The organism is Luteibacter anthropi, assembly GCF_011759365.1.
Classification (GTDB): Bacteria; Pseudomonadota; Gammaproteobacteria; order Xanthomonadales; family Rhodanobacteraceae; genus Luteibacter; species Luteibacter anthropi.
Map to the genome: position 1 here is coordinate 150,485 of NZ_JAARLZ010000002.1, position 10,803 is coordinate 161,287.

The following is a 10,803-nucleotide window of genomic DNA, read 5'->3' on the forward strand; positions in this document are numbered from 1 at the left end:
CGGGAAGTGAGACTCATTCCTATGACGGGCGAGCCATCGAAAAGAGGATGTCCCGGTTACACGTCGATGGTGACGATGTCTCCGGGCCACTGATGCAGCCGCAAGTGGAGGCTGCGCTCGATGGCGCGCAGGGCGTCCATGGGCCTTGAGGCATCGAAGACGCCGCTGACCCGGCGACGGCCGGCACCGGCATCGACGATGACGATGCGGCCGGGGTAATAACGCTGGAGTTCGTCCACGACGTCGGTCAGGGGCAGGTCTTCGAAGATGAGGCGCCCGCGCGTCCAGGCCGTAAGCGAGTCGATATCGGCCGTGGAGGCCCGGCTGGGCAGGCCGTCGGCGTCGATGACCAGGCTTTCCCCGGCGCTGGCCGTACTGGTCTGGCCGGCACTGCTGACGCTGACGCTGCCCTGGCTCACGCTGACTTCGGTTTCGTCACTACGCGAGTCCACCTGGAAGACGGTGCCGATATCCACCACCTCGGCCCCGTGGACGCGCAGATGGAACGGCCGGGGATCGGCATGGCCGACGTCGACCTGGACCCGGCCTCTGAGCAGCTCGACCACCCGGTGGCCCGCGTCGTCATGAAAGGCCACGGCGGTGCGTGCATCCAGCTTCAGCGTGCTGCCGCCGGCCAGGTTCACGGAGCGGCTTTCGCCCGTGCCCGTATGCATATCGGCCCGGAGCCAGATACCCAGATCCTGGCGGAATACCACACCCGTGCCGAAGACGAAGGCGATGGCTGCCGCCGCGGCAGCAGCCAGCAGCTGCCTGCGACGGTGACGGCCACGCGTACGCAGCGCCGCATGCGCCTTTCCACGCCGCCGCACGCCTGCCACGGTGGCGGCGCCATCCAGCTCCGACCACAGCAACAGCGCCCGCTGAAGGGCGGCAGCGTGGGCTGGGTCAGCCGCGAGCCATGCGTCGAGCCGGGCGTTCTCCGCATCGGTCAGGTCGTTGACGTCGATCCGGATGGCCCATTCGGCCGCCACTTCACGCAGGGTTTCCGCGGCATCCTTGCGGCGCGCGTGCATCATCTTTCCAGTTCTTCCAGGCGGGCCTGACAGTGTACCAGCGCCTTGCGTAGATGCTTCTCGACCATGTTGCGGCTGATACCGAGGTGCCCGGCGATATCGTCCGGGTGCAGGAGGTCGACCTTGCGCAGCAGGAAGACTTCCCGGCATCGCGGCGGCAACTCGTCGACGATGGACGCCAGCAGGGCCAGTCGCTGCTGGCCCATCACCCGCCGCTCGCCACCGGGAGAGGCATCGGCCACCTGCTCGGGCAACTGGCCACTATCGACGTGACGCTCGCGGACCTCGCGTTCGCGCAGCAGATCGATGGACAGGTTCCGCGTCATCCGGTGCAGGAAGGCGAGGGGATTGGCCACGCTCCCCGTATCGCCCATGGCGACCACCTTCAGGTAGGCGTCCTGCACGACGTCGGCCGCGCAGTCACGCGAACGGAGCACCCGGGCGGCGGCCACGAGCAGCGAGTGGTAATGCGTCTGGAGCGCATCGACCAGCGGCGACCGGTGCGGAGATGTCGGAAGGTGGCTCATCGCCGGCACGAAGGAAAGAGGCGTCATTAACGCGAATCATTCGCATTGTAGGGTCGAAGACCCTTTGCCTCAAGGCCAGGGATCACCAGCGATAAGCCACCCTCGTATACAGATAGCGGCCGCTGTAGCCGAATGGCGAGTAATCCGGATAAGGCCACGTGCCGCCTACGGCACCATCGCTGCCGGCGCGGTACTTCTGCGGATACACGTTGGTGAGGTTGTCCACGCCTGCCGTGAACGACCAGCCTGCCACCGCATAGCTCGCCGACAGGTCGAGCAGCCAGCGTGCCGGGAAGATCTGGTCGTAGCCGGGATTGCTTACCGGATCCTGGTTGACCCGGAACTGGCCGTAACGCGTGAGCCCGCCATGAAGGCTCCAGCCGGCCACCCCGTAGTCGGCTCCAAGCACGATCTTGTCCCTGGGCGCGCCGTCGGTGATGTAGCCCTGTGCGATGTGGCCGACGCGCACCAGCTCCAGGCCGTTCTGCGCCAGCTGCGGCGGATTGGCGGCGACCGAGAGGATCGACGTATGGTTCCGGCTGTACGCGGCACTCAGCTGGAGGTTGCCTGCGCTGCCGAAGTCGAAACGATAGCCGCTGCTGAGATCGACACCGCGGGTGCGGGTCTTCAGCGCGTTGGTGAAGTAGCTGCCGCCCTGGATGCCGGGGAAGCCGTGGTTGTCGAGATACGCTCGCACATCGTCGCCCACCAGGTTTTCCGATGGGACGATGCGGTTACCGATGGTGATCTGGTAGATATCGAGCGATACCGTCCAGGCGCCGGGGGCATACACGGCTCCCAGGGTGTAGTTGTGCGATTTCTCAGCCTTCAGCGGCTCCGCGCCGAGCGCCTGCGCCACCGGGTTGTTCACCGCGAAGTTGCGTATCTGCGTCGGCACGCCGCCGATGACATTGGTCGAGGTGGTCGAATAGAACTGCTGGGGCAGGGAAGGGGCACGGAAGCCGGTGGCCGCAGTACCACGCAAGGCAAAGGTATCGGTGAAGTCATATCTCGCGGAGAGCGTGCCCGAAGTGGTCTTGCCGAAATCCGTATAGTCCTCGTGGCGTATCGCGAGCGAACCGCTCAACTTTTCGGTGATCTGATTTTCCAGGCTGATGTACTCGGCCACGTCATGCCGGCCGTGATAACCCGCGTCACCCGGCTGGAACCCCGGAAAACCCTGCGATCCCGTGCCGACATACGAGGCCGGCTCGCCTGCCGCGATGCGATAACCCTGGTAGAGGTATTCCACGCCGAAGGCGAGGGTCAACGGGTTCGTGAGCCAGCTGACGGAAAGGTCCTTTGCAATATCGACATCGACGGCCTTCTGCGTTGCCACGAGGCGGCCCGCATCGAAGCGCGTGGGGCTGCCGGCGCCCAGGTCCACATTGAGCGTGTGCGTGGGGTCGATGCTCACGCGGCTGCGTCCGTAGTTACCGCTTATATCCCAGCGCCAACCGCCATCGGTGGTACCGCGCAGGCCGGCAACCACCGCACTATCGATGGAACGCACGTCATTGAGGGGCAGGTAGCCATCGGGGTAGATGGAGGGAATGTTGCGGCTGCTGTTGTACGTGCGGAACAGCGCAGGCGACGTGCCCTCGCGACTGCTGGTGCTGGCGAAGGCGTAGAAGTCGACGTTGTGTGCCACGGCGTACTGCACGTTGAGCAGTGCCTGATGGGTACGGATATCCGGTTCGCCGATGCGCTGCGTCTTCTGCCCATAGACCGGCGATGTGGGGTCCCGGTCATCGCGGCCGCCGCGATCGGTGGTATCCGCGTGCCCCTGCACCACGCTCAGCCTTGCCCAGCCCTTGTCGCCACCCAGTGGCACGCCGATGCTCGCATCGCCCTGCCACTGCCTGCCATCGCCCGCGCTGTAGCGGCCGGCGGTGATGCTGGCCTCGTTGCTGCCCTGCGTAGCTGCGCCTTTCAAAACAATATTGATCACGCCGGCGATGGCATCGGAGCCGTACTGGGCCGAGGCGCCGTCGCGCAGCACTTCGATATGGTCGATGGCCGACACGGGAATCGCATTGAGATCGGCTGGCGCGGAACCACGACCCAGCGCACCTTGAAGATTCAGCAGGGCGCCGGTGTGCCAGCGCTTGCCATTGACCAGCACGAGGGTTTCATCGGGCGAGAGCCCGCGCAGCGCGGCAGGCCGCACGATGCCCGAACCGTCGTTACCGGGTGCACGGGGAAAGTTAAGCGAGGGCACGAGGCGCGACAGGACGGCCCCCAGCTGGGTATCGCCCGATGACTGGAGGTCCTGGGCAGTCACGATGTCGATGGGCGAGAGCGAACTGCTCTGGCTGCGGTTGACCGAGCGCGTACCGGTCACCACGACCGTCTGCAGGCGGGTCGGATCCTTGTCGGGCGCCTCGTCGGCATGGCTTGCGCCTGCCGCGAGTGCAATCAGGATCGAAACGACGAGGCGGGAACGCCCCGCGTGAGAGGTCCTCATGGGCAATATCCTTGGCAACAGGGGAGCGTTCGCGACCGGAGGCCGCGTTGCGCGAAAGAAAGGCGTGGGCCGGGCAGGTGCCGGCCGGAAACTCAGTGCATCAGCGACGACAACAGCACGATGCACCGCTGGCGAGAGCGATGGATGCGTGCAGTGCGGGGGCGTGCTGAAGACTCATCGAGGGAGGTGGTCCATGTGAACATAAGGACGTATGGACGTCCGAACGCCATGCTGGTGCATGAAGCGCTTCGTGTCAAATTGCGCCTGTCCGATGCGGGCGCCCGGATACGCTCAGGTGGTCATGGCCACGCCGCGACGGCGCAGCATGTGGCCTGCCTTCACGAAGGTGTAGCCCTTGTGGCGCAAGGGATGCACCAGTTCGTTCAGGATCTCCACGATGGATGCCCGGCTGGTATCGCCATCGTCGCCGTCATGCAGCAGGACGATGGCCCCCGGATGCAGCTTTCGTGTGATTTCACCGACCACGCGGGAAACATGGCCCGGCGCCTCGGGGTCGGCCCAGTCCTGCGGATCGACCGACCACCCGACCAGCGTAAGCCCCTCGCTGGCCAGCCACTCCACCTGCGCAGGCGATATCTCGCCATATGGCGGCCGGAACAACGTTACTTCCGATCCCGTGATGTCTTCGAGCGCGCGGATCGATGGCAATACCTGGGTGCGTGCGAAAACCTCCGCCGAGAGCTGGCGCAGGTCGAGATGCGAATGCCCATGGCTGCCCACCTCATGCCCTCCCGCCACGATGGCGCGCACCATGTCCGGGCGGTGCAGGGCGGCCTCGCCCAGGCAGAAGAACGTTGCGGTGACGCCAAGCTGGTCCAGCGCTTCCAGTACGGCGGGCGTCACCACGCCAGGGCCGTCGTCGAAGGTCAGGCACAGATGCGGATCATCTGCGAGACCGCGCCCCAGATAGACCTGAGGCCATGCGGCAAGGAAGGCGTGGTAGTCCATGGATGCTTATCGTGTCAGCCAGGATTTGCGGTGCCCGGTGATTTCGTCGAACAGGCCGATAAGATTGGCCGGCAGCAGCAGCGTGTCGATGCAGGTGTTGTATATCGATACCAGTACGATATCGAACCAGCGCAATTGCAGGCGATCGCGTGCCTGCACGCAGGCTACCCCATTCAGCACGGCCATGAGCAGCCAGTTGGCAAAAGCCAGGTCCAGCAGCAGCGGGCTGCGGTAGATCCATGCCCCCGCGATGCTGAGCAGCAGGGTAGGCAGCAAGGCCGATTGTGCCCACAACAGCCACCAGGGCAGCATCTTCACGGTGTTGGACCAGGAGATGCCCCAGGCCACGCGGAACGACTCCAGCCGCCCGCGCGCCCAGCGACGGCGCTGACGGAACAAGCCGAACAGCGTGGACGGACAGACCGTATACGCGATGGCCTCCGGCGCATATCCGATGGTGTAGCCGTGAGCGAGTGCGCGCCAGGTCCAGGAGATGTCCTCCACCAACCACTCGCCCCAGCCGCCCAGCTCGCGGATAACCGACGTCTTGTGCAACGAGAATGCACCGGCCACCACGTTGACCATGCCGACGCGGCTTTGCACGTAGCGGATGATCGCCAGCGCGCCCACGTGCTCGTAAAACTGGAGACGGTGCAGCCAGGAGGTGTCCCGCCCGTCGGGCACGATAAGCCCGCAGGCAGCGGCATGCGTCGGCGAGGAGTACAGCTCTTCCACCGCGATACGCAGTGCGTGGGGCATGATCACCGTATCGCTGTCGATCACCGTGACCACGTCGGAATCCGGCGATAGCCGGGGCAGCGCGGCATCCAGCGCCAGCCCCTTCGCGCCGCCGTTCTTCTCCAGTGTCACCAGCACATAGTGCTTGTCGCGCGTACATCGAAGCCATTCGGTGAGCATTGTCGGCGTCGAATTGCTCGAACCGTCGTCGATCAGGATCACTTCGAGCCGGCCGGGGTAATCCGCCGCCTCGATGGCTTCCAGGGTGCGCAGGAAGGACGGCTCGGGCTCGTTATAGAAGGGCACGAGGATGGAAACGAACGGATACTCGGCCAGCCGCGTCTCGGCTCGCGTGGGCCGCAGTCGCCTCGCCAGGTAAAGCCCCAGCATGACGACCGTGCACAGGAACAGCAGCAACGTCGAGAAACCGATCAATCCGAGCAACACCGGCAAGCTGATCATAAAGCCCCTCATACCCAGCCACAGTCCGGTCGTGGATACCGGATGGCATTTCCATGGAGCGGGCGCACGCCGGTGGCTGGCGTGTCCATGGCCCGCGAAGCGATGACAACGATGTCAAAGCGCGTGCAACGGGGTCGGATATTCGGGGTCCAGACCTTCGGAAACTGTGAAAGCGGACACGTTTTTGTCGGACAGGGTGCATTCTTGCCGAAATTGCACTTTCAGCGACTCAGCGCGCCCTACAGTACGAAACGGCGTCCTCCAACGGTTCGCGGCCCTTGCATGGATGCATGTTTCCCATCCCGCCCCTCGCCGCGGAGGCATCTACCGTGAACGAATCGCACGCTGCATCGACGCCCATCCCGGGCACCGTTTTCAGGCCACGTTTTGACATCGGTGTCAGTACCACGGACTGCGGCCAGGAACCGGGCGTGGAGCGCTACGACGCTGCGGCGGACGCCATCTCCTGGCCTCTGGTGGATTACTCGGCCTGTGAGCCGACCCTCGACCAAGAGGCCATCAACCGCTGGCTCGATGGGGCGGAACTGCGTGGCAAATCGATCCTGCATATCGGAGCGGGCAATTCCTCCGTGGCACAACTGGTCGCCGGACGGGCAGCACGCATCGTGGGTGTAACGGTAGCGGTCAATGAACTGCTGCACGGCGAACGCCTCGATCTTCCCGGCTACACACTGCAACTGCTCAACAAACATGGCGCGCCGTTCGCCGACGCTTTCCGTACCAGCCGTTTCGACTACGTCATCGACAACAACCTCGCCAGCTTCGCCTGTTGCCAGAGGCACTTCGAGCGCTATTTCGAGACGATTGCCGGCCTGCTCGCCGAGGATGGCCTCGTGATTACGCATTGGACGGGCATGCAATGGGTGCTCGATGTAGGGGTCGATGATGTCGAGACCGCATGGCGTCTGGACGAAGCCAAGCTGACCACGATTGCCGCATCCTTCGGGTTGGATGTGATCCGCCAGGGTGACCTGTACTTCCTGCGTCGCAGCGCATAAGACGTGGCCCGGGGCAGGGGCGGCTCAATGGCAGGCCGCAGCATCGTGCGCGGCCTGCGCCTGCTTCGCATCGGGTATCGCGAGCCCCGGCTCGGCTTGCTGATGCTCGATAACCTGGTGACCACGCTCGGCGCAAGTTTCACCTTGCTGGCACTGCCATTCCTTGTCATGCGCCTGAGCGGACGCGCCCTGGACCTGGGTGTCACCGCTGCGATCGAGGCTGTGCCCAGCCTCTGCCTGCTGTTGTTCTTTCCGCACCTCCTGGACCGGCTTCAGCCCCTGCGCGTGCTACTGACCTGCAGGCTTCTCTTCGTGGCCAGCAATGCCATGGTGTGCGTGCTGACCTTCATGGGGATGATGTCCATCGGCATGATCTATGTCACGGCGCTGCTTGGAGGCATCGTCTGGGCCGTGGCGTATCCTGCGGGCCGCGCAGTCTTTCCGATGTATGTGCATCGCACCCTCGTGCCTGCCGGAAACGCGGTACTGGCGCTGATATCGGGCGTAGCCACCGTCATGCTGCCGTTGCTGGCAGGTTCCGTCGTATTGGGTTCCCAGGGTACGCAGGGGCTTTCCGTAGCCTTTGGCATCGATGCACTGTGCGTGGCCTTGTCGATCCCCATGCTCGTCGCGGTAGGACGACGCGGCGCGATCCGGTTACCGGCTCCGCAACAAGCGCCATCGCTGGACACTGGCGGAACCCGCATTCCTCGCCGCTTCTATGCGTACGTTCTGGTCAGCTCGGTACTGGTGTTCGGCCCGGTGCAGGTGTTGCTGCCGATCATGCTCGTGGAACGGAATGATCCGCGCTACCTGTTGGTGTACGTTGCGCAGTTCGCGGGCATCGGCCTCGCTTCGATGCTTTCAACTGCCACTCACGCGGATATGCGCGGTGTCATCCGTCGCATTATCGGCTGTTGGACCGTAGCGGTATCGGGCTACGTATTGTTGTTCGCCGGCACGGGCCTGGCCACCGTGCTGCCTGCTTTCTTTCTGCTGGCTGCCGCATCGAATGTCTATGGCATCCAGTCGCAGTCGTGGTTGCAGATGACGGCTGCATCGCAACACATCGGGCAGGAAATGACCTGGCTCTCGGCCGTGACGCTGGGCGCCGTTCCCATCGCCGCGTTATGCACCGGAGCGCTGGTGGATACACTGCAACCTGCCATGGCGGCAGGCGCGATTGCATTGGCGATTCTTATGGCAATTGTGTTGAGTGGACTGCGGCGCTCCGTCCAGGTGCGCCCACTGGCCTGACTTATGCCAACGCGGGAACCGCAAGCGGTTCCCACGACATAAGGCTTTCACCTTGATGGATCAGCGTTCGCGACCGCCACCGCCGTGGCCGTCACGCCACTCACCACCGCGGAAGTTGGGCATCCGGTCGAAACGCTCCTCCGGTCGCGGGCGGTCGCGCGGACCGGGCAACGGTCCGTGATAGCCGCGACGGGGATCGAAGCGCGGATCGATGTGTCCGCGGAAGCCGGCCGGCCCGTGGAACCAGGGTCCCGCACCGATGAACACGCCGCCCAGGAACCATTCCGGACCGTAATAGCCGTAAGGCGCGCACGGGTAGGGTGCGTAGTCGTAATAGCCGTAGGGGCAGATGGGCGCCGGACCGATATTGACGCCGGCATCCACATAGACCTGCGCGTGCGCTGCTGCCGTGCCTGCCGAGCAGGCGACGAAGGCGGCGGTCAGAGCGATCGAACGAAGCATGTTCATGGCATCACCCGCGAAATCGTGCGAATTGGCTGGCTGCCAGGCTGGCACGAGCGGCCTGGTACCTGGACGCAAAAACGGCTGCGGGCGCCCCTGGGTTTACGAGCGTGCCGCTTTACGGTCAGCCACCGTATGGAATCGGCAGGTCAACCAGCCGGCGAAGCGCGTCGTTGTAGCGGCGACCCCGCACGAAAGGTAACGATCATGCCGAATCGATCCATCAACCCTCTCGCCGAGGGCACCTGCCGGATGATATGCACCATTTCGGCGGCGATGGTGGGTGTCTGCCTCACGGGTATCAGCCTGCTGCGTGTCGTGATTTCGTATACGCGCACCGACACCATCACCGACGATCTGCTGGCGTTCGACGCCATTCTCTTTCTTATCGCTACGTTGGCCGCCTATTTTGCAATGCGCGTGGATTCGGATATCCGGTTGCACCGTCTTGAGCGCATTGCCGATGTGGCCTTCATCCTCGCCATGGTGATGCTGACCCTGGTGTGCTTTCTCATCACCTACATGGTCACCCTGTGATTTCTTGCGAAAAGAATGAGCGTACAGTGAACACGAAATGTCACGAATAAACGCATGACCGTCTCGTGCGTTCCTTCTGCGTAGCCGGATCGGCCCAACCGAAGGAGTACGACAGATGAGCTACGCGACCGATTCAGTGCGCAGGCCCCGCCGGAAGTGGCACTGGATCCTCGCCATCGTGGTCATCGCCGTGCTCGCGCTCGTGCTGTTTCACCTGTTCGCCAACAGCGGCAAGGGCAGGCAGGGCACGCCCGCCCAGCTGGTGAGCACGGCGAAAGTCTCCGTGGCCGACATGCCCGAGATCCTCAATGAGCTGGGCACCGTCACGCCCGTGGCCACGGTGAACGTATTGCCCCAGCTCAGCGGCTATCTCACCGACGTGGGCTACAAGGAAGGACAGGATGTCGAGAAGGGCCAGTTCCTCGCCCAGATCGACCCGCGCCAGTACCAGATCCAGAAGCAGCAGGCCGAAGCCCAGCTTGCCAAGGACCAGGCCAGTCTCGGCCAGGCGCGCTCGGACCTTGCCCGTTTCACGCAGCTGTTCCAGCAGAAATCCATCGCCGAGCAGACCTACGTGGACCAGAAGTTCACGGTGCAGCAGGACGAGGCTGCCGTGAAGGCGGATCAGGCAGCCATCGCGCAGGACGACCTGGACCTGGCTTACTGCCATATCGTGGCGCCCGTGGCGGGCAGGGTGGGTCTTCGTCTCGTCGACCCGGGCAACTACGTCACCCAGTCGACCTCACCGGGCATCGTCACCATCACCACGATGAAGCCCACCACCGTGCAGTTCACGGTGCCGCAGAACGAACTGGGCAAGGTGCTTCGCCGCTTCGGCACGAGCGATTCGCTTCCCGTGACGGTCTTCGACAGCGACAACAGCCACCAGATCGCCACGGGCAAGCTCTATGCACTGGGCAACCAGGTGCAGACCAGCACGGGCACCATCAATCTCCGCGCCATGTTCGACAATGACGACGAGGCGCTCTATCCCAACGAGTTCGTCAACGTACGGCTGCTGGTGGATACGCTGAAGCAGGCGGTGGTGGTGCCCACGCCGGCGATCCAGAGCGGTGCCCCTGGCGACTTCGTCTATCTGGTCAATGCCGACCAGACCGTATCGGTGCACAAGGTGACCCTGGGACCGGGCGATGGCACCAACACGGTCATCACCTCCGGGCTTTCAGTGGGACAGCAAGTGGTGACCGACGGCATGGACCGCCTCACGGACGGCGCGAAGATCCGCGTTGCCGGCACCAGTGCGCATGCCGGTAGTGCGGGAGGCACGGCCCCCGCGCATAGTGGCAGTTCACGGCGGCATGCTTCGTAAG

At 64.1% G+C, this 10,803-nt stretch carries 10 protein-coding genes; 4 read left to right on the forward strand and 6 right to left on the reverse strand.

Annotated features, from left to right (window positions below; all coding sequences use genetic code 11):
* Positions 1 to 56: 56 nt before the first annotated feature.
* The 5 genes from HBF25_RS03405 to HBF25_RS03425 form a co-directional block, all read right to left on the reverse strand.
* Complete coding sequence (locus HBF25_RS03405; RefSeq protein WP_166946545.1) at positions 57 to 1,037, reverse strand: FecR family protein; 981 nt, start codon at positions 1,035 to 1,037, stop codon at positions 57 to 59.
* Complete coding sequence (locus HBF25_RS03410) at positions 1,034 to 1,588, reverse strand: sigma-70 family RNA polymerase sigma factor (protein WP_166946546.1); 555 nt, start codon at positions 1,586 to 1,588, stop codon at positions 1,034 to 1,036. The genes HBF25_RS03405 and HBF25_RS03410 overlap by 4 nt, the downstream gene beginning before the upstream one ends.
* A 55-nt stretch (positions 1,589 to 1,643) precedes the next feature.
* A complete protein-coding gene (locus HBF25_RS03415) occupies positions 1,644 to 4,028 on the reverse strand; it encodes a TonB-dependent receptor plug domain-containing protein (protein WP_166946547.1) in 2,385 nt (794 codons plus the stop codon).
* Positions 4,029 to 4,319: 291 nt separating this feature from the next.
* Positions 4,320 to 4,997, reverse strand: a complete 678-nt coding sequence (locus HBF25_RS03420; RefSeq protein ID WP_166946548.1) for a polysaccharide deacetylase family protein — start codon at positions 4,995 to 4,997, stop codon at positions 4,320 to 4,322.
* 6 nt (positions 4,998 to 5,003) lie between these two features.
* The gene (locus tag HBF25_RS03425) at positions 5,004 to 6,197 is read right to left on the reverse strand and encodes a glycosyltransferase family 2 protein (RefSeq protein WP_166946549.1); all 1,194 of its coding nucleotides are present in this window, start codon (positions 6,195 to 6,197) and stop codon (positions 5,004 to 5,006) included.
* A gap of 329 nt (positions 6,198 to 6,526) precedes the next feature.
* Between HBF25_RS03425 and HBF25_RS03430 the strand changes: the two genes are divergently transcribed.
* Together HBF25_RS03430 and HBF25_RS03435 are read left to right on the forward strand one after the other, a co-directional pair.
* Positions 6,527 to 7,216 carry a class I SAM-dependent methyltransferase gene (locus tag HBF25_RS03430; protein ID WP_166946550.1) on the forward strand — a complete coding sequence of 230 codons (690 nt, stop codon included), beginning with the start codon at positions 6,527 to 6,529 and terminating at the stop codon, positions 7,214 to 7,216.
* 27 nt (positions 7,217 to 7,243) lie between these two features.
* Positions 7,244 to 8,473, forward strand: a complete 1,230-nt coding sequence (locus HBF25_RS03435) for an MFS transporter (RefSeq protein ID WP_166946551.1) — start codon at positions 7,244 to 7,246, stop codon at positions 8,471 to 8,473.
* 60 nt (positions 8,474 to 8,533) lie between these two features.
* Here HBF25_RS03435 and HBF25_RS22000 read toward each other — a convergent pair whose 3' ends face one another.
* Positions 8,534 to 8,941 (reverse strand): hypothetical protein, encoded by a 408-nt coding sequence (locus HBF25_RS22000; RefSeq protein WP_208392395.1) that lies wholly within the window; start codon positions 8,939 to 8,941, stop codon positions 8,534 to 8,536.
* Positions 8,942 to 9,142: 201 nt separating this feature from the next.
* Between HBF25_RS22000 and HBF25_RS03445 the strand changes: the two genes are divergently transcribed.
* A complete protein-coding gene (locus HBF25_RS03445) occupies positions 9,143 to 9,472 on the forward strand; it encodes a hypothetical protein (protein ID WP_166946552.1) in 330 nt (109 codons plus the stop codon).
* Positions 9,473 to 9,587: 115 nt separating this feature from the next.
* The gene (locus HBF25_RS03450; RefSeq protein WP_166946553.1) at positions 9,588 to 10,802 is read left to right on the forward strand and encodes an efflux RND transporter periplasmic adaptor subunit; all 1,215 of its coding nucleotides are present in this window, start codon (positions 9,588 to 9,590) and stop codon (positions 10,800 to 10,802) included.
* The last annotated feature ends 1 nt before the right edge of the window (position 10,803 follow it).

What these genes read in the sequence shown, in the direction of transcription:
- HBF25_RS03405 (WP_166946545.1), bottom strand. Translation starts at nt 1,037, where the DNA reads ATGATGCACGCGCGCCGCAAGGATGCCGCGGAAACCCTGCGTGAAGTG.
- HBF25_RS03410 (WP_166946546.1), bottom strand. Translation starts at nt 1,588, where the DNA reads ATGACGCCTCTTTCCTTCGTGCCGGCGATGAGCCACCTTCCGACATCT.
- HBF25_RS03415 (WP_166946547.1), bottom strand. Translation starts at nt 4,028, where the DNA reads ATGAGGACCTCTCACGCGGGGCGTTCCCGCCTCGTCGTTTCGATCCTG.
- HBF25_RS03420 (WP_166946548.1), bottom strand. Translation starts at nt 4,997, where the DNA reads ATGGACTACCACGCCTTCCTTGCCGCATGGCCTCAGGTCTATCTGGGG.
- HBF25_RS03425 (WP_166946549.1), bottom strand. Translation starts at nt 6,197, where the DNA reads ATGATCAGCTTGCCGGTGTTGCTCGGATTGATCGGTTTCTCGACGTTG.
- HBF25_RS03435 (WP_166946551.1), top strand. Translation starts at nt 7,244, where the DNA reads ATGGCAGGCCGCAGCATCGTGCGCGGCCTGCGCCTGCTTCGCATCGGG.
- HBF25_RS22000 (WP_208392395.1), bottom strand. Translation starts at nt 8,941, where the DNA reads ATGAACATGCTTCGTTCGATCGCTCTGACCGCCGCCTTCGTCGCCTGC.
- HBF25_RS03445 (WP_166946552.1), top strand. Translation starts at nt 9,143, where the DNA reads ATGCCGAATCGATCCATCAACCCTCTCGCCGAGGGCACCTGCCGGATG.
- HBF25_RS03450 (WP_166946553.1), top strand. Translation starts at nt 9,588, where the DNA reads ATGAGCTACGCGACCGATTCAGTGCGCAGGCCCCGCCGGAAGTGGCAC.